Origin of the sequence: Escherichia sp. HH41S (genome assembly GCF_009820115.1) — a bacterium.
Classification (GTDB): Bacteria; Pseudomonadota; Gammaproteobacteria; order Enterobacterales; family Enterobacteriaceae; genus Escherichia; species Escherichia coli_F.
Genome location: NZ_VNXE01000008.1, coordinates 94011 through 113980 on the forward strand (window position 1 = coordinate 94011; position 19970 = coordinate 113980).

Annotated in this window: 12 protein-coding genes and 1 pseudogene; 5 read left to right on the forward strand and 8 right to left on the reverse strand. The window is 50.0% G+C overall.

The genetic code is table 11. The features are described 5' to 3' along the window. The first annotated feature begins 1 nt into the window (after position 1). Positions 2 to 2434: a bifunctional aspartate kinase/homoserine dehydrogenase II gene (gene metL, locus FQZ95_RS02455; protein ID WP_160529847.1), complete on the forward strand. Its 2433-nt coding sequence runs from the start codon at positions 2 to 4 to the stop codon at positions 2432 to 2434. 231 nt (positions 2435 to 2665) lie between these two features. Here the strand turns inward: metL and FQZ95_RS02460 are convergent. The 4 genes and pseudogenes from FQZ95_RS02460 to FQZ95_RS02475 form a co-directional block, all read right to left on the reverse strand. Further along, a pseudogene (locus FQZ95_RS02460) lies at positions 2666 to 3511 on the reverse strand (nucleoside-specific channel-forming protein Tsx); the annotation flags it as partial. A 77-nt stretch (positions 3512 to 3588) separates the two neighbouring features. Beyond that, a complete protein-coding gene (locus FQZ95_RS02465; protein ID WP_160529849.1) occupies positions 3589 to 5208 on the reverse strand; it encodes a bifunctional metallophosphatase/5'-nucleotidase in 1620 nt (539 codons plus the stop codon). Between the two features lie 40 nt (positions 5209 to 5248). Continuing rightward, entirely contained in the window at positions 5249 to 6799 is a 1551-nt protein-coding gene (locus FQZ95_RS02470) for a bifunctional metallophosphatase/5'-nucleotidase (RefSeq protein ID WP_001261170.1), read from the reverse strand. A 232-nt stretch (positions 6800 to 7031) separates the two neighbouring features. After that, complete coding sequence (locus tag FQZ95_RS02475; RefSeq protein WP_000067197.1) at positions 7032 to 8159, reverse strand: hypothetical protein; 1128 nt, start codon at positions 8157 to 8159, stop codon at positions 7032 to 7034. A gap of 132 nt (positions 8160 to 8291) precedes the next feature. Here FQZ95_RS02475 and FQZ95_RS02480 point away from each other — a divergent pair, with 132 nt between their 5' ends. From FQZ95_RS02480 to yijE, 4 genes are all read left to right on the forward strand, one after another. After that, complete coding sequence (locus FQZ95_RS02480) at positions 8292 to 9845, forward strand: bifunctional metallophosphatase/5'-nucleotidase (protein ID WP_160529850.1); 1554 nt, start codon at positions 8292 to 8294, stop codon at positions 9843 to 9845. 382 nt (positions 9846 to 10227) lie between these two features. After that, entirely contained in the window at positions 10228 to 11118 is an 891-nt protein-coding gene (metF, locus tag FQZ95_RS02485; protein ID WP_000007523.1) for a methylenetetrahydrofolate reductase, read from the forward strand. Between the two features lie 327 nt (positions 11119 to 11445). After that, entirely contained in the window at positions 11446 to 13626 is a 2181-nt protein-coding gene (gene katG, locus FQZ95_RS02490) for a catalase/peroxidase HPI (protein ID WP_105288458.1), read from the forward strand. 93 nt (positions 13627 to 13719) lie between these two features. After that, positions 13720 to 14625 carry a cystine transporter YijE gene (gene yijE / locus FQZ95_RS02495; RefSeq protein ID WP_105288459.1) on the forward strand — a complete coding sequence of 302 codons (906 nt, stop codon included), beginning with the start codon at positions 13720 to 13722 and terminating at the stop codon, positions 14623 to 14625. 24 nt (positions 14626 to 14649) lie between these two features. Here the strand turns inward: yijE and FQZ95_RS02500 are convergent, their stop codons facing one another. From FQZ95_RS02500 to ptsP, 4 genes are all read right to left on the reverse strand, one after another. Next, positions 14650 to 15267: a DUF1287 domain-containing protein gene (locus FQZ95_RS02500; RefSeq protein WP_105288460.1), complete on the reverse strand. Its 618-nt coding sequence runs from the start codon at positions 15265 to 15267 to the stop codon at positions 14650 to 14652. A 273-nt stretch (positions 15268 to 15540) separates the two neighbouring features. Beyond that, positions 15541 to 16644 carry a bifunctional L-1,2-propanediol dehydrogenase/glycerol dehydrogenase gene (gldA, locus tag FQZ95_RS02505; protein WP_105288461.1) on the reverse strand — a complete coding sequence of 368 codons (1104 nt, stop codon included), beginning with the start codon at positions 16642 to 16644 and terminating at the stop codon, positions 15541 to 15543. Positions 16645 to 16654: 10 nt separating this feature from the next. Continuing rightward, positions 16655 to 17317 carry a fructose-6-phosphate aldolase gene (gene fsa, locus FQZ95_RS02510; RefSeq protein WP_000424845.1) on the reverse strand — a complete coding sequence of 221 codons (663 nt, stop codon included), beginning with the start codon at positions 17315 to 17317 and terminating at the stop codon, positions 16655 to 16657. Positions 17318 to 17328: 11 nt separating this feature from the next. Further along, positions 17329 to 19830 carry a phosphoenolpyruvate--protein phosphotransferase gene (gene ptsP / locus FQZ95_RS02515; protein ID WP_160529851.1) on the reverse strand — a complete coding sequence of 834 codons (2502 nt, stop codon included), beginning with the start codon at positions 19828 to 19830 and terminating at the stop codon, positions 17329 to 17331. Positions 19831 to 19970: the final 140 nt, after the last annotated feature.

The window sequence follows — 19970 nt, forward strand, 5'->3', positions numbered from 1 at the left end:
AATGAGTGTGATTGCGCAGGCAGGGGCGAAAGGTCGTCAACTGCATAAATTTGGTGGCAGTAGTCTGGCTGATGTGAAGTGTTATTTGCGTGTCGCGGGCATTATGGCGGAGTACTCTCAGCCTGACGATATGATGGTGGTTTCCGCCGCCGGTAGCACCACTAACCAGTTGATTAACTGGTTGAAACTAAGCCAGACCGATCGTCTCTCTGCGCATCAGGTTCAACAAACGCTGCGTCGCTATCAGTGCGATCTGATTAGCGGCCTGCTACCCGCTGAAGAAGCCGATAGCCTCATTAGCGCTTTTGTCAGCGATCTGGAACGCCTGGCGGCGCTGCTCGACAGCGGTATTAACGATGCGGTGTATGCGGAAGTGGTGGGCCACGGTGAAGTGTGGTCGGCGCGCCTGATGTCTGCGGTACTTAATCAACAAGGGCTGCCAGCGGCCTGGCTTGATGCCCGCGAGTTTTTACGCGCTGAACGCGCCGCGCAGCCGCAGGTTGATGAAGGGCTTTCTTACCCGTTGCTGCAACAGCTACTGGTACAACATCCGGGCAAACGTCTGGTGGTGACCGGGTTTATCAGCCGTAACAACGCCGGTGAAACGGTGCTGCTGGGGCGTAACGGTTCCGACTATTCCGCGACACAAATCGGTGCGCTGGCGGGGGTTTCCCGCGTAACCATCTGGAGCGATGTCGCCGGGGTATATAGTGCCGACCCGCGTAAAGTGAAAGACGCCTGCCTGCTGCCATTGCTGCGTCTTGATGAAGCCAGTGAACTGGCGCGTCTTGCCGCGCCAGTGTTGCACGCGCGTACTTTACAGCCAGTTTCTGGCAGCGAAATCGACCTGCAGCTGCGCTGTAGCTATACACCGGATCAAGGTTCCACGCGCATTGAACGCGTGCTGGCTTCCGGTACGGGCGCGCGTATTGTCACCAGCCACGATGATGTCTGTTTGATTGAGTTTCAGGTGCCCGCCAGTCAGGATTTCAAACTGGCGCATAAAGAGATCGACCAAATCCTGAAACGTGCTCAGGTGCGCCCACTGGCGGTTGGCGTGCATAACGATCGCCAGTTGCTGCAATTTTGCTACACCTCGGAAGTGGCCGATAGTGCGCTGAAAATCCTCGACGAAGCAGGATTACCTGGCGAACTGCGCCTGCGTCAGGGGTTGGCGCTGGTGGCGATGGTTGGGGCGGGCGTCACCCGTAACCCGCTGCATTGCCACCGCTTCTGGCAACAACTGAAAGGCCAGCCGGTCGAGTTTACCTGGCAATCGGAAGAGGGCATCAGCCTGGTGGCCGTGCTGCGTACCGGCCCAACCGAGAGCCTGATTCAGGGTCTGCATCAGTCCGTCTTCCGCGCAGAAAAACGCATTGGCCTGGTGCTGTTCGGTAAGGGCAATATCGGTTCCCGCTGGCTGGAACTGTTCGCCCGTGAGCAGAGTACACTCTCGGCGCGCACCGGCTTTGAATTTGTGCTGGCAGGCGTGGTAGATAGCCGCCGTAGCCTGTTGAGCTATGACGGGCTGGACGCCAGCCGCGCGCTAGCCTTCTTTAATGATGAAGCCGTCGAGCAGGATGAAGAGTCGCTGTTCCTGTGGATGCGTGCCCATCCGTATGATGATTTAGTGGTGCTGGACGTTACCGCCAGTCAGCAACTGGCCGATCAATACCTCGATTTCGCCAGCCACGGTTTTCACGTCATCAGTGCCAACAAACTGGCGGGAGCGAGCGACAGCAATAAATATCGCCAGATCCACGACGCGTTCGAAAAAACCGGGCGTCACTGGCTATACAACGCCACCGTCGGCGCAGGTTTGCCGATCAACCATACCGTGCGCGATCTGATCGACAGCGGCGACACTATTTTGTCGATCAGCGGGATCTTCTCCGGCACGCTCTCCTGGCTGTTCCTGCAATTCGACGGTAGCGTGCCGTTTACTGAGCTGGTGGATCAGGCGTGGCAGCAGGGCTTAACTGAACCTGACCCGCGTGATGACCTCTCCGGCAAAGATGTGATGCGCAAGCTGGTGATTCTGGCGCGTGAAGCGGGTTACAACATTGAACCGGACCAGGTGCGTGTTGAATCACTGGTGCCAACCCATTGCGAAGGTGGAAGCATCGACCATTTCTTTGAAAATGGCGATGAACTTAATGAGCAGATGGTACAACGGTTGGAAGCGGCCCGTGAAATGGGGCTGGTGTTGCGCTACGTGGCGCGTTTCGATGCCAACGGCAAAGCGCGAGTGGGCGTGGAAGCGGTGCGTGAAGACCATCCGCTGGCATCACTACTACCGTGCGATAACGTCTTTGCCATCGAAAGCCGCTGGTATCGCGACAACCCGCTGGTGATCCGCGGGCCAGGTGCAGGGCGCGACGTCACCGCCGGGGCGATTCAGTCGGATATTAACCGTCTGGCGCAGTTGTTGTAGTGATTATTGAACAAAAGCTGGCAGTTGCCAGCTTTTGTTGTCACCTCTAAACCACCTCCTGCGGAGGTGGTGATTGATTGTCATTTTGCCTTTGGTCAGTGCCCCGGTAATAAGGGGGCTTTTGTGTTGAGCGATGAATTCACAGTGTGAATGGTGAAGTTATTTATGACAATTACAAAATGGCATTAAGTAAAAATATCTAAAACATCACCTGATTTAAAATTGATAACCAATAGTAGTATAGGTTCCCCATCCTGTGTTTTTTAATTCAAATGGACCATCTCCGAAGTTAACTTTCTCCCCAGCATTCCATTGTCCACCGTTGTGAAAATAACGTAGTGTAAATGCAAATTTCCAGTGTTCATATAGCAGGGAAAGGATATGGCTTGAAGCAATAGCATTACTGGTTCGTTTATTATTGTGTGATTTGTCCGCAAGATCGGAGCCAAAATCAAAGTTAGTAAAACTATTGTATACCAATCGCCCTCCGAATAAATGGGTAAGAGGAATGCTATATTTTATTTTGAATCGATATCCGTCCCATTCATTTTCATTAGCGGCACCATAGTTTTGCCACTGATACTTGGCGTATATATTGGCAGAAAGCTTAATTGGTAGACCCGTGTCGATATCTGTACCAAGCCCCATATACCATGTACTTTGCCGGGATGACTGGTTGTCACCCATATCATAGACATAGTTGTTTGCAATGAACCATTCTTTAAAAGGGCCGAACGCAAGATTTAATCCGGTGAATTTGTCAATGGAAAACCGAGGTTCTATTTCCGTAAATAGTGGTGAGCCCTCATCCCAGATCCCAACATCATAGTGACTGCCGACGCCAAAGAATTTTGGTAGATCAACATAACCATAAAAATCAAACCAGTCTTTTCTTCCTGCTACAGTATATTCAGGGTAGAGGTCGTTAGTCAGCCTTGGGCCAAAGCGAGAGTCTGTGCGACCAATGACATTCAAGCTTTGATGTAACCAGCCTTCCTCACTTTTAATTTCCTGAGCGTTTCCAATGCAAGGTATTAATAGAATCGATAAAGCTATCCCGTGCTTTTTTATACACATAAATATATCTCATTATCTATTGTTGATTTAGAGAAAATAATGCCATTCAGTGAATGAATGGCATTATAATTTTTTTATTATTTGCTAACGTCCACCCGCATTTCATTTATCTGTGCAGGCGTAATCTTGTGGCCTTTCTTCAAATAATCGATCACGACATCGGACATATTATTTCCGGCGCGGACCTGAACATTTTTCCCTTCTTTGAATGCCAGAAAACCATCGCCCCCCAGTGCAAGGAAAGTCGTTGTTGCAACATGGTAAATATTCGTATCAACGATCTCTTCACCATTAATTTTAAAAGATACTATGCGCTGACCTACTGGTTTCTGCGGGGTATAGCGCATTTCTGCGCCTTTTGACATTTGCAGGATGCCATTGGTAAGCGATGCCCCGTGTTCCAGTAGGTTACGCAGATCCTTACCGCTGAGATCCATTTCAGTAAGTTCATTCTTGAAGGGGAATGTACTGGTAATGTCGCCAAAGGTAATCGTGCCTGCATTTATATCCGCACGTAAGCTGCCGGAGTTTATCAATGCAATCTGTGCAGTCGGAGCAGCGACAAGCATTGCATCGGTAAACAGGTTGCCTAGTTGCGATGACTCACCATAGGCGCGAGTTAATGCAATCGATGATTCACCCACTGGTTGGCGTACAATATCCGCCAGTTTTTTATTCCAGCCATTGATAACTTTTTGTGTCGTTGGATCGGGTATCCATTCATCGGCATAAACTGTTTTCAGCTCAAAGCTCTTCATTTTATGGGTACGAGCTGTAGGGTTGACATCAAGGACTAATTTACCAATATCGATACCGCCACTATCAGTCGAAAGGATTAAGGTGTTGCCGACTTTGATTGGTTCTGGCGTTCCGACGTGGGCATGCCCGGTAATCAGAATATCCAATCCTTTCACCTTGCTAGCGGTTTGAATATCTTTATCAAGAGCGCGTCTAACATCTGTATTGCCAATGCTGGACTGACGCGCCGGAACGCCTTCATGAACCAGCGCCACAGTGAGGTCAACCTTATCACGTAACTCGTCGATATAATGCTGCAAATACTTCACTTCATCACGTGCTTCAATCCCCTGATTCTTAAGGGTCTCGGAAGATTTATCAAAGCGGTTATTATTGTCATTATCGAGTCCCTGGAGAGAGAGCTCCGAGACCGTATCATTAAATGCAAATACGCCGTGTAGCCCAATAATACCAATCTTGATGCCATCTTTTTCCAGGATGGTGTAGGGCTTGTTCCAGAAGGGGTTCTCACTCTTTTTATGATAAACATTGCCCAATAAAACAGGAAAATTCGCTTTGCTTAATTGTCGCAGGGCATTATCCCAGCCATGGTCAAACTCATGATTACCGATTGATACTGCGTCAAAAGGCATGGTATTCATAATGTCAATTATTGCTTCGCCCTTTGTTAGACTGCTGATATAAGGGCCGGTGAAATAGTCTCCAGCATCAAAATAAAAGGTGGCTTTATTTTTCGCTTTCTCTTGTTTTACTAAAGTAGATATATTGGCAAAGCCGCCAATGTCGCGTTTTCCGTCTGCGATATACGGCACTTTATAAGAATCCACATGAGCGTGAAGATCATTTGTATAAATAATCGTGACATCCTGCGCCATGACCGAGACCGAAAAAATAGTCAGCAATGTTGCGGCAAGTAAAGTACGCTGCACTGTTTTCATTCGCATTCCTTGTTAAATAAATAGACTGATAAATGATATTTTATTTGGCGACGTCCATGACTCGTTTAGTTAAGTCTGGGGTGACAGGTTTATGATTTTTGAAATAATCGATGATAGATTCCGCCGAGGTTGTTCCCGGTATCGTCTTCACATTTTTTCCATTCAAAAATGCTTCAAAACCGTCACCACCACTGGCACAAAAGGAGTGCGTGGCAATACGATATGTTTGATTATCTTCCACGGGTTTGCCGTTAATGGTGAAAGAGATTAACCGTTGGTTGAGTGGTTTTTTGCTGTCATAGACAACCGCAACGCTTTTTGAAACCTGTAACACACCGTTAGTTAGATTGGTTGCATGCGTCATCAATGATTTGAGATCGCGGCCCGTCAAATCCATCTCGATGAGGTCATTATTAAAGGGGAATGTGCTAATAACATCTCCCAGTGTGATATCACCTTTAGGAAAATCAGCTCGCATCCCACCGCTATTTTGAAATCCGGCAATGGCATCAGGTGTTTTTTCCATCATTGCATCTAGAATAAGGTTACCGGTAGAAGAAGAACTGCCATACTCACGTGTTAAAACTACGGGAGAATGGCCGACAACTTCCTGTGTTATTTTGTTAAGCTTTATGCTCCATTTATCGATAGTATTTTGAACGATGGTGTCAGGTTTAAATTGATCTGCAAAGATGGTGATTAACTCACCATTATAACTATCAATTTTCTTTGTTTTCGGATTGTAATCAAGCACAAGTTTTCCGATGTCGGTGCCGTATGCATCGGTAGATACAATTAATGTGTTATTAACTTTTATTGGTTGCGGTGTTCCGACATGTGCGTGACCGGTAATTAAGACATCAACGCCATTCACTTTTTTAGCTGTCTCAATATCTGCCTGTAGTAGCCGCTCCACATCTTTACTACCAAAGCTTGATTGACGCGCCGGAACACCTTCGTGAATTAGCAAAACGGTAATGTCGACTTTACCTTTTAATTCTGCAAGTGCTTTATTTAAATATTTAATTTCGTCTCTGGCTTCTACGCCTTCACGTGCTTTTGCCGCGACTGTATCATAGAAAGCGAATGCACCATGCAATCCAATCACACCAATCTTTAAACCATCTTTTTCGATAATGGTCCACGGATGATCCCAAACTGGTTTATTTGTATCGGTGTAGTAAATATTTCCCAGCAGAATGGGGAATTTTGCTTTTGATAACTGAGATACCATATTGGGCACGCCGTGATCGAACTCGTGATTACCAACGGACACCGCATCAAAGGGCATGGTGTTCATGATATCAATAATAGCTTCACCTTTGGTCAGGGTACTGATATACGGACCGGTAAAATAGTCGCCTGCATCAAAGAAAAAGACATCTTTGTTTTTTTTCTTCGCTTCATTAACGATGCCTGCAATATTAGCCATACCACCTACAAGTCTGTTCTTATCAACAGCGGGAATTTTTGCCGGATTGACATGTGCGTGAATATCATTCGTATAATAAATAGTAACGTCCTGAGCTAGTATACTGTGAGAAAACATCACGCTGAATATGACTGATAAAGTCGTAAATACAGTTCTCATCATCCCTCCTTGATAGGGGTTGTTACATTGGTTGAATTATTTAAATAAAAGGAACACCGTGTCTTATTTTTATGTAAGCATAGGTCAGGAAAGTATTATGTGATCTTAGTAACAAATAATGTTATTAATTAAACATTGACTGTGATTATATTTTTAAGTCATACATTCATATATTTAATTAAATGAGAAATAGTGATCCCATTAATTTATGGTCGTTTGTCGAGTGTATTGACTAACAAGATGGAGTGAGCGATTCATTGTATTTTAACGCCAGTGAGGTCAGCATTTTCGTTACGCGACCTGCGGATAATAACGCGCTTTGGGTAAAGTCGTGTTGGTCTGTCAGCCATGTGATAAAGCAACGACTGGTTGCCAGAGAAACATTTGCGCCCCTTTCTAAGGAGACTCCTGTGAGCAGGCAGACCATCTTGCTGTTATTCCCCTGCCCCCAGCGTTGCCACTGATTTTGCCACCAACCATGGTATGTCGTTCCCTGAAAATGCCAGGGAATATCAGCGTTACGGTCGCTGATTTCTTCTTCTACGAACCAAAGTTCGCCTTGTTGTTGGCGGAACTGATCTGCCCAGGCTGTAATAATTGCGCCTCTCAGAAAACATTCGTGTGAAATGATATGCGTTTTGACATGTGGAAAGCGGATTTTCAGTATTCTGAAATGCCCGTGTGCCGTGATAACCGGGCGTAGTATGGCTCCCTTGCCGTTGCGCTTGAGCACAGCACTGCCATACTGAATTTCATCGAACTGGCTCCGGCGCAAGAATTGCGCTTCACGCATATCTACCCTCTGCACAATATCGCTATGGTGCTCAGTTGGTTCTGTATTGCCTCTGTAACTGTACCGCAGACTGTCTCCTGTCTGATGTTGCGTATAATTCGTGGAGAGATGAAGGATGTTGCCACGAGTGGCGTCAAGACTGACTAAAACATAGAGCTTTTGTACTGCGCTGGCTCCTTGAAAGGGCATGAACAGTTGAACGGTTTCAATGGACTGGGGATACGTAATTTCTCTTGCTGGCTGCTGTTTCGGAGTCCAGACTTTTTTGCATGAACGGCATTGAACGCGTTGTGTTCCCTGCGGGTTGTGGCCATAAAAAATCTTTTCTTTACAATAGCATGATGGACAAAAATGCCCTGTTTCTATGGCACACGCAGTCATGTGAACTGACAACCAGTCACGAAATTGTTGTTCATCAAACAAAGGGGGGTAACTTCCGCATGCCTGGCAGTGCAGTGCCGGAAAACCCAGTTTATAGTCTGGCCAACTGTAATCTTCCGATGAGGCCAATCCCAAATTTCGACAACCGAACGTTTTACAGACATTAATCGCAAACAGATTTGACATATATCACCAACGATTTCATAAGGTCGTTGATTTTGTCCTACAGTTATCGCCTCTGGATGTGAGTATTCTCACATAAAAAAGCCTTTCAGAACGTAATGTAGCAATCCTTTATCTCACTGGAAGGGATTGTTTATGAAAATTAAAATGCTTGCTGCGGGTATCGCATTAACACTGCCGTTTTGGGCTTGCGCCAAAGATGTCACCATCATTTATACCAACGACCTCCATGCACATGTAGAGCCTTATAAAGTGCCGTGGATTGCTGACGGTAAACGAGATATTGGCGGCTGGGCAAATATCACTACGCTTGTTAAACAAGAAAAAGCTAAAAACAAAGCGACCTGGTTTTTTGATGCGGGTGACTATTTTACCGGGCCATATATCAGTAGCCTGACCAAAGGCAAAGCTATTATCGATATTATGAATACCATGCCGTTCGATGCTGTCACTATAGGGAATCATGAATTTGATCACGGCTGGGACAACACCCTATTACAGTTGAGTCAGGCAAAATTCCCGATTGTGCAGGGTAATGTTTTTTATCAGAACAGCAGTAAATCATTCTGGGATAAGCCCTATACCATCATTGAAAAAGACGGCGTGAAAATTGGTGTTATAGGTTTGCACGGTGTATTTGCCTTTAATGATACGGTATCTGCGGCAACGCGAGTGGGTATTGAGGCGCGTGATGAAATTAAATGGCTACAACGTTATATCGATGAACTCAAAGGCAAGGTTGATTTGACCGTTGCGCTGATTCACGAAGGTGTTCCGGCCCGCCAGTCCAGTATGGGAGGCACAGATGTGCGTCGCGCACTGGATAAAGATATTCAGACGGCAAGTCAGGTGAAAGGGCTGGATATTTTGATCACCGGACATGCACATGTGGGTACGCCGGAACCGATTAAAGTCGGCAATACGCTCATCCTTTCCACTGACAGCGGAGGGATTGATGTGGGTAAACTGGTTCTCGACTACAAAGAGAAACCGCACACTTTTACGGTGAAAAACTTCGAGCTTAAAACCCTTTACGCCGACGAGTGGAAGCCCGATGCGCAAACAAAACAGGTGATTGATAGTTGGAATAAAAAGCTGGATGAAGTCGTGCAGCAAACGGTGGCGCAATCGCCAGTTGAATTAAAACGTGCCTATGGTGAATCGGCATCCCTGGGGAACCTGGCGGCGGACGCTTTACTGGTAGCGGCGGGTAAAAACACTCAATTGGCTTTAACCAACTCTGGCGGTATTCGCAATGAGATCCCCGCAGGGGCGATTACGATGGGCGGCGTCATCAGTACCTTCCCGTTTCCCAACGAACTGGTGACGATGGATCTCACAGGGAAACAATTACGCGGTTTGATGGAACACGGCGCAAGTTTAAGTAATGGCGTTTTACAGGTATCGAAAGGCCTGGAAATGAAGTACGACAGCAGCAAGCCGGTTGGTCAGCGGGTTATCTCGCTGACGCTGAATGGCAAACCGATTGAAGATGCGACGGTTTACCACATTGCTACTCAGAGTTTCCTTGCTGATGGTGGAGATGGTTTTACCGCGTTTACCGAGGGTAAAGCGCGCAATACGACGGGCGGTTATTACGTTTATCACGCGGTGGTTGATTACTTTAAAGCGGGTAACACCATCACGGATGAACAGATCAACGGTATGCGCGTGAAAGATATCAAGTAAAAGTACGTATTGAGTTGACTCTACTGTTTGTTACCAGTTGATTTCGCAGATTCTGTATTCGGCCTACACGAGAGCGCAGGCCGAATCAGATGCTTTAGCATCACCATCTGGTGGCAGGGCGTTGTTTTTCGAATGAGAACAGGTGCCGTTGTGTTGCCTGTATATCAGTCAAAACGAGTGAGGTTGATTGCGCTATAAAGAAATCTCTTTATTACCTCTAATTAAGATGAGTTTTTTTCATCTTCCCTGATTTTTCCTCACCATCATTGGTCATTTTTCGGTTGACGCCCTTCAGCTTTTCCTTCATCTTTACATCTGGACGTCTAAACGGATAGATGTGCACAACACAACATATAACTACAAGCGATTGATGAGGTAAGGTATGAGCTTTTTTCACGCCAGCCAGCGGGATGCCCTGAATCAGAGTCTGGCAGAAGTCCAGGGGCAGATTAACGTTTCGTTCGAGTTTTTCCCGCCGCGTACCAGTGAAATGGAGCAGACCCTGTGGAACTCCATCGATCGCCTTAGCAGTCTGAAACCGAAGTTTGTATCGGTGACCTATGGCGCGAACTCCGGCGAGCGCGACCGTACGCACAGCATTATTAAAGGCATTAAAGATCGCACTGGTCTGGAAGCAGCACCACATCTTACCTGTATTGATGCGACGCCCGACGAGCTGCGCACCATTGCACGCGACTACTGGAACAACGGTATTCGCCATATCGTGGCGCTGCGTGGCGACCTGCCGCCGGGAAGTGGTAAGCCAGAAATGTATGCTTCTGACCTGGTGACGTTGTTAAAAGAGGTCGCGGATTTCGATATCTCCGTGGCGGCGTATCCGGAAGTGCATCCGGAAGCGAAAAGCGCCCAGGCAGATTTGCTTAACCTGAAACGAAAAGTGGATGCCGGAGCCAACCGCGCCATTACTCAGTTCTTCTTCGATGTTGAAAGCTACCTGCGTTTTCGCGATCGCTGCGTCTCGGCAGGCATTGATGTGGAAATTATTCCGGGCATTTTGCCGGTATCTAACTTTAAACAGGCGAAGAAATTTGCCGACATGACTAACGTGCGTATTCCGGCGTGGATGGCACAAATGTTCGACGGCCTGGATGACGATGCTGAAACCCGCAAGCTGGTGGGCGCAAATATCGCGATGGATATGGTGAAGATTTTAAGCCGTGAAGGAGTGAAAGATTTCCACTTCTATACGCTTAACCGCGCTGAAATGAGTTATGCGATTTGCCATACGCTGGGTGTTCGTCCTGGTTTATAAATAGTGTGCCTTTTGTGAAAATCACACTGTGATCACAAATTTTAAACAGAGCACAAAATGCTGCCTCGAAATGCGAGTGAGAAAATAAGGTAGTCAGCCTTGTTTTCTCCCTCATTTCTTGAAGAATACGAAGCTAAAACCTTTTTTATAAAGCATTTGTCCGAAATCGGACATAATCAAAAAAGCTTAATTACGATCAATTTGATCTACATCTCTTTAACCAACAATATGTAAGATCTCAACTATCGCATCCGTGGATTAATTCAATTATAACTTCTCTCTAACGCTGTGTATCGTAACGGTAACACTGTAGAGGGGAGCACATTGATGAGCACGTCAGACGATATCCATAACACGACAGCCACTGGCAAATGCCCGTTCCATCAGGGCGGTCACGACCAGAGCGCGGGTGGGGGCACAACCACGCGCGACTGGTGGCCAAATCAACTCCGTGTTGACCTGTTAAACCAACATTCTAATCGTTCTAACCCGCTGGGTGAGGACTTTGACTACCGCAAAGAATTCAGCAAATTAGATTACTACGGCCTGAAAAAAGATCTGAAAGCCCTGCTGACAGAATCTCAGCCGTGGTGGCCTGCCGACTGGGGCAGCTACGCCGGTCTGTTTATTCGTATGGCCTGGCACGGCGCGGGTACTTACCGTTCCATCGACGGACGCGGCGGCGCGGGTCGTGGTCAGCAACGTTTTGCACCGCTGAACTCCTGGCCGGATAACGTAAGCCTCGATAAAGCGCGTCGCCTGCTGTGGCCAATCAAACAGAAATATGGTCAGAAAATCTCTTGGGCAGACCTGTTTATCCTCGCGGGTAACGTGGCGCTGGAAAACTCCGGCTTCCGTACCTTCGGTTTTGGTGCCGGTCGTGAAGACGTCTGGGAACCGGATCTGGACGTTAACTGGGGTGATGAAAAAGCCTGGCTGACTCACCGTCATCCGGAAGCGCTGGCGAAAGCACCGCTGGGCGCAACCGAGATGGGCCTGATTTACGTTAACCCAGAAGGCCCGGATCACAGCGGTGAACCGCTCTCTGCGGCTGCGGCTATCCGCGCGACCTTCGGCAACATGGGTATGAACGACGAAGAAACCGTGGCGCTGATTGCGGGTGGTCATACGCTGGGTAAAACCCACGGTGCCGGTCCGACTTCTAACGTAGGTCCTGATCCAGAAGCTGCACCGATTGAAGAACAAGGTTTAGGCTGGGCGAGCACTTACGGCAGCGGCGTTGGCGCAGATGCCATCACCTCTGGTCTGGAAGTGGTCTGGACCCAGACACCGACCCAGTGGAGCAACTATTTCTTCGAGAACCTGTTCAAATATGAGTGGGTACAGACTCGCAGCCCGGCTGGCGCAATCCAGTTCGAAGCGGTAGACGCACCGGAAATTATCCCGGATCCGTTCGATCCGTCGAAGAAACGTAAACCGACAATGCTGGTCACCGACCTGACGCTGCGTTTTGATCCTGAGTTCGAGAAGATCTCTCGTCGCTTCCTCAACGATCCGCAGGCGTTCAACGAAGCTTTTGCCCGTGCCTGGTTCAAACTGACGCACAGGGATATGGGGCCGAAATCTCGCTACATCGGGCCGGAAGTACCGAAAGAAGATCTGATCTGGCAAGATCCGCTGCCGCAGGCGATCTATAACCCGACCGAGCAGGACATTATCGATCTGAAATTCGCGATTGCGGATTCTGGTCTGTCTGTTAGTGAGCTGGTGTCGGTGGCCTGGGCGTCTGCTTCAACCTTCCGTGGTGGCGACAAACGTGGTGGTGCCAACGGTGCGCGTCTGGCATTAATGCCGCAGCGCGACTGGGATGTGAACGCCGCAGCCGTTCGTGCTCTGCCAGTTCTGGAGAAAATTCAGAAAGAGTCTGGCAAAGCTTCGCTGGCGGATATCATCGTGCTGGCAGGTGTGGTTGGCGTTGAGAAAGCCGCAAGCGCCGCAGGTTTGAGCATTCATGTACCGTTTACGCCGGGCCGCGTTGATGCGCGTCAGGATCAAACTGACATTGAAATGTTTGAGCTGTTGGAGCCGATTGCTGACGGTTTCCGTAACTACCGCGCTCGTCTGGATGTTTCCACCACTGAGTCACTGCTGATTGATAAAGCACAGCAACTGACTCTGACCGCGCCGGAAATGACCGCGCTGGTGGGCGGGATGCGCGTACTGGGTGCCAACTTCGATGGCAGCAAAAATGGCGTCTTCACTGACCGCGTTGGTGTATTGAGCAATGACTTCTTCGTGAACTTGCTGGATATGCGTTACGAGTGGAAAGCGACCGACGAATCGAAAGAGCTGTTCGAAGGCCGTGACCGTGAAACCGGCGAAGTGAAATACACGGCCAGCCGTGCGGATCTGGTCTTTGGTTCTAACTCAGTCCTGCGTGCGGTGGCGGAAGTTTACGCCAGCAGCGATGCCCACGAGAAATTTGTTAAAGACTTCGTGGCGGCATGGGTGAAAGTGATGAACCTCGACCGTTTCGACCTGCTGTAATCTGACCTTCTTCAGCGACTGTCTTTCAGGCAGTCGCTGAAGTTTCTTTACCGGCGTATAGTGTCCACAGGAAAACTACACACTGGATCTCTCATGTCTGCCGCAGGAAAGAGCAACCCACTGGCAATCAGTGGCCTGGTTGTGCTCACACTTATCTGGAGTTATAGCTGGATTTTCATGAAGCAAGTCACCAGCTACATCGGTGCCTTCGACTTTACCGCTTTACGCTGCATTTTCGGCGCTCTCGTTTTATTCATCGTCCTTTTATTACGCGGTCGCGGCATGCGCCCGACGCCCTTTAAATACACCTTAGCCATTGCCCTGTTACAAACCTGCGGGATGGTTGGCCTGGCGCAGTGGGCGCTGGTGAGCGGCGGAGCAGGGAAGGTGGCAATCCTGAGCTATACCATGCCATTCTGGGTGGTGATTTTCGCCGCGTTGTTTCTCGGTGAACGCCTGCGACGCGGGCAATATTTCGCGATTCTCATTGCCGCTTTCGGCTTATTTTTGGTGTTGCAGCCGTGGCAACTCGATTTATCTTCGATGAAAAGTGCCATGCTGGCAATCCTCTCCGGTGTGAGTTGGGGGGCGAGCGCGATTGTTGCTAAACGTCTGTATGCCCGCCATCCGCGCGTGGATTTATTGTCGCTAACATCCTGGCAGATGCTGTATGCGGCGCTGGTGATGAGCGTAGTCGCTTGGCTGGTGCCGCAACGTGAAATTGACTGGCAGCCCACCGTGTTCTGGGCGCTGGCCTACAGTGCGATTCTGGCGACAGCGCTGGCCTGGAGTTTATGGCTGTTTGTATTGAAAAACTTACCCGCCAGTATCGCCAGCCTAAGCACGTTAGCAGTTCCTGTTTGCGGCGTACTCTTTTCCTGGTGGCTGCTCGGTGAAAATCCCGGCGCGGTTGAAGGCAGCGGTATTGTGCTGATTGTGCTGGCACTGGCGCTGGTGAGCCGTAAGAAAAAAGAAGCCGTCAGCGTAAAAAGGATCTGAATTTTTTACAGGTGGGGCGAGCGCTCATTTAGCAAAATACCGATAGTGCCCCACCATCTGCCAACTAAACAGCACGTCTTCTTCCTGCGCGCCTGCGCCAATGTTATGTATCACCAGCGGCGTACCGTCGCGGGCGAAGCCATCTGAAACCACCCCAATATGTGCCAGCCCATTATCTAATCGCCAGGAGACAATATCGCCCGCTTGGTAGTCACTGGCGTTTTTGCTGGTGGGGCGCGTTTTATCGTGGCGGGTAAACCAGGTTTCCAGATTAGGCACCCGACGGTGATCGATGTTGCTGTCCGGGCGCTTTAACTGCCACTTTTGCGGATAATCGGCAAAATTCTTCGCCATATCTTCGTGAACCAGTTTCTGCAAATCGACCTTCTGGCTGCGCAGAGCACGGATCACCACATCGGAACATACACCGCGTTCTTGTGGGACATCACCGCCAGGATAAGTAAGCTGCACATACGCCGGATCGTAAAATAGCGTGCTGCCAATTTGCTGTCTGGCACCGTCTGCGATGGCAAGATTGGTGTTGGCCTGGATTTGTACCACGGTTGGTGGAACAGCGGGAGATTTTAAGGAGTAACTGGTAAATACCGTCAGAAGACTGAACAACGCCAGTGAAGCTTTCATCTGTTTCGTCCGTGAAAAAATATTCACAGATTCGACCTTCAGGGCTAACGATTGTTCTGTGGAGAAAATGTCCAGAAGCGGATAAAAAACTCCCGAACAACGTGGGAGTTTCAGATTACTGGCACAGAGTGCCGGATGCGGCGTGAACGCCTTATCTGGCCTACAAAAGCACGAAAATTCAATATATTGCAGAGATTGCGTAGGCCTGATAAGCGTAGCGCATCAGGCAGTTTTGCGTTCAAACTCCCGGACAAGCCGGGAGTTTGGCATAGGTTATTCCCACTCTTGCAGGAAACGCTGCCCGTATTGGTCAGCTACCAGCAGTGCGGCGTAAACCTGATCTGGCGTCGCGCCGCCAGGCATGTTGTGGATGGTTTCACCTTCTGCACATGCCGCTTCTGCCACAATTCGCATTTTCGCCGGGACATCTTCTTTAATATCCAGTTGAGCGAGCGTTATTGGCAAACCTACCGCATGGCTAAGTGCAGCTACGGTTTCGATTTCTTCCACCGGCGCATTTTCCAGAACCAGCTGGGTCAGCGTACCGAATGCCACTTTTTCACCGTGATAATAGTGATGGGCATCAGGGATTGCAGTCAGGCCGTTATGCACCGCGTGCGCCGCCGCCAGCCCACCGCTTTCAAAGCCAACGCCGCTCAAATAGGTGTTCGCTTCAATCACGCGTTCCAGTGCTGGAGTTACTACATGCTGTTCGGCGGCAAGCATCGCTTTTTCGCCTTCTTCCAGCAGCGTGTTGTAGCACAGTTCAGCCAGCGCCAGCGCTGCCTGAGTACACTCACCGCCCGCCATTGTGGTCGCACCGCTACGAGAGCAAGCACGCGCTTCAAACCAGGTCGCCAGCGCATCGCCGATACCCGCCGCTAACAGACGTGCAGGTGCGCCCGCGACGATTTTGGTGTCGACAATGACCATATTCGGGTTATTTGGCAACAGCAAATAGCGGTCAAACTCACCATCATCGGTGTAGATAACAGACAGCGCGCTGCACGGCGCGTCGGTAGAGGCAATAGTCGGTGCGATCGCTACCGGAACACCCATGAAATGTGCCAGTGCTTTGGCAGTATCGAGGGTTTTTCCGCCACCGATACCGAGAATTGCGCCACACTGCGCAGTCTCCGCGATGCCACGCAGACGGTCGATCTCATTTTGCGAACATTCACCGCCAAACGGCGCAATTTCTACTACCAGTCCAGCATCTTTAAAGCTTTTCTCGACAGTGGATTGAGCAAAACCTAAAACAAATTTGTCACCCACCACTAACCAGCGTTCTGCCAGCGGCTTCAGGTACTCGCCCAGACGATTAATGACATCTGCGCCCTGGATGTATTTACCCGGTGATTGAATAATGCGGTCCATAATTGCTCCTTTAGAGATGAGTAGTGCCAAATGCGGCATTCCAGTCGTGCTCAAACTTCTCTATAGCCGACTCTACCGCAGGAGTGTTGAGCATTTGTTGCGCTACATCTAAGGGTAGGGTGATGGACTCACATCCTGCCAGCAAACAATCCAGCGCCTGACGCGGTGTTTTAAAGCTGGCAGCCAGCACCATGCTTTCTGGCGCGTGCATTTCCAACAGCGCTTGCAGCTCCTGAACCGTACGAATGCCGTCACCGCCCTGGGCGTCGACGCGGTTAACATACGGAGCAACATATTTTGCCCCTGCCAGCGCGGCTAATAACCCTTGTGCGGCGCTATATACAGCGGTGCCAAGTGTAGTAATACCCTCTTTTTTCAGCATCTTAATGGCGGCCAGACCTTCGGAAGTCACCGGGATTTTCACCACGATGCCCGGAATGGCGTCGCGCAGGCGCTTCGCTTCTTCCACCATCCCCTGCGCGTCACGACTCATGGTCTGAGCAAACAAAATACCCTCATCACCAATCGCTTTTTGCAAACGCGGCAGTACTTCCCAGATGGACTCCTTGCTGGCCGCGATAATGCTCGGGTTAGTTGTTACCCCGGCAATCGGGAATATGCGTGCCAGACGTTCGACTTCTGCGACGTTAGCGGTGTCCAGATACAGTTCCATGATGTTTCCTTTTACAGTTCCAGTTCATGTTGCAGCAGGCTGGCGATAGCGTCGGCAGAGGCGGCGTTAACCAGCGCGTTACGGAATTCTTCGTGCATGATGCGGCGAGCGAGGCGCGAGAAAATGCGCATATGCTGATCGCCGGCAGCGTGTTTGTTAAGGGTTAACATAATGATGAATTGTGCTTCATCATCGCCCCAGCGCACCGGCGCTTGCAGACGCGCTACACTGATGGTGGATTGCTCAATGTGTTCTGATTTGCTGTGGGGAATGGCAAAACTAAAGCCCAGACCGGTAGAGAAAACGGCCTCGCGCGCCCACAAGTCGGCTTCCAGTTTACGCGGATAGCGGCAGCGGCCCGCCAGCAGCAGGTTATCGGTCATGCCTTTGAGCACTTCTTCTTTGCTGCGCCAGTCGCTTTCCAGCGTGATGCACTCGGCGGTGACCAGCGGTGCATCCTGTTGCGTCATGCGGAATTGCGCCAGCAGGTGTTCCACTTCCAGCGAAGTACGGCAGGCCATTGCCTGGTTGAGCAACTGGCGGCATTCGCGGCTATCAAGTTGCGCCATTCGCGCTTTCGCCGCCGGAATTGACGGTGCACTCATGCTCAACTCATCCAGCCCTAAACCGACCAGCAACGGCAGCACGGAACCTTTCGCCCCCAGTTCACCGCACAGACCAATCCATTTGCCCTGGCGATGCACTGCCTGCACGGCGTAATCAAGCGCTCGTAAGAATGCCGGATTCAGGCTGTTGTAGTGACGAGTTACCTTAGCGTTATCGCGATCCACTGCCAGCAGATATTGCGTCAGGTCATTACTACCAATACTAAAGAAATCAATCTCCTCACAGCATTGATCGATGATGAACATTACTGACGGCACTTCAAGCATGATACCGAGCTGGATCTTCTCATCAAACGGAATGTGTTCGTTACGCAGCTGCTGTTTAGCTTCCGCCAGTTTTTCTTTCACCCATAAGATCTCTTCCATTGAAGAGATCATCGGGATCATGATTTTCAGGCTGCCATGAGCGGAGGCGCGCAGGATCGATCGTAGCTGCGTGGTAAACAACGAGGCGTACTCTTCATAAATACGTACGGCGCGATAACCGAGGAACGGGTTTGCCTCTGCGGGAATATTCAGATAATCAACGGGTTTGTCACCGCCAATATCCATAGTGCGCACAATAATGCTGCGTCCGTTGGCGGACTCCAGCGCCTGACAAAAAATGTTGTACAGCTCGCTTTCGCCCGGTGCACTGGTGCGATCCATATAGAGCATTTCAGTGCGGAACAAACCAACGCCTTCCGCACCATTGCCGAATGCGGCCTGCGCTTCGACGGAGTGAGCGATGTTAGCGGCAATTTCAATGCGGATACCGTCAGCGGTACGGGCTTGTTGGGTCAGCCAGACACGCTGTTGCTCACGAAGGGCGTTCTGTACGCGGGCTTCTTGCTGATAATAACGGGCTACGGCTTCTCCAGGCTCAACCACAATCGCCCCAGCGTTGCCGTCGATATAAATCGTTTGATGCTGCCACGGAGTAAGGGCATCAATATCCACACCAACCAGCGTCGGAATGTTGAACGAACGGGCAAGGATCACCGTGTGTGAGGTGGTGCCGCCGCTTTTGAGCAACAATCCTTTGAGGTGATTTTTATCCAGTTCGAGGAACTGGCTAGGGGTCAGTTCATCAGCTATACAAATGGCGGGCTGCGTCAGCTTGCCCGGTGCCGGAAAGCGTTTCTCGCCGTAGATTTGCTGGAGTAACTGGAAGCAGACATCGCGCACATCCAGCGCGCGTTCTTGCAGGTAGCTGCTGCTGGAACGGGCGAACTCTTCGCAAAAGTGATTCGCACTGGCGACAATTGCTTCGGCGCAGCTTAATCCGGCGCTGACGCCTGCCAGTAAATGTTCGCGCAGGGAAGTATCGCCAGCCAGGGAGCGGTGCGCTTCCAGAATCGCGCTGGTAGCACCGTCGCTATCCAGCAGACGAAACTCAATATTTTTCAGTACCAGTGTCAGGCCGTTTTCCAGCGCGGATTGCTCGGCGTCAACGCCGTTGGTTGCGGGGAGGTTACCCAGCGCATTGAGATCTAAAGAAGAGATCGGCGTCAGAATGCCGCCTGCGCTACCGCTGCACACGGTGCGGGCGCGGATAATTCGCGGATTCAGGTTGGTCAGTGAAACCGGCAGCGGCTCCAGTTCGTCAGATTTTACTTCTGCCAGCGGTGCGTCGCAGTGGGGGAATTCATCGCGCAGCCATTGGCTTAAACGCTGGTGCGCTTCCTGCTCGTCGGCCCCCGAAATCAGTAACTGGCAGTTATCGCCCACCAGCGTATCGGTGCCAATCAGCGCAAGGGCGCTTTTGGCGTTGCCCTTGCGGTCAGTGCGCAGGTTATGCCACTCAATTTGTGATGAAAAAGTATTACACAGCGTTTCAACGTGGCTTGCCGGACGCGCATGTACGCCGTTAGGTAGCTCACAAATAAATTCCACAATCAGGGCCATTGCCTCTCTCCCGGTACGGTTTTCTGTTTACAGGATAAGAGCGCACGGCAACGGCCTGCCATGTGACAAATCTGCCAAAAGCTGGACAAATGTAATGTAACCGTCAATTTGCGACGCGTCTCACAAGACGCCGTTCTGCG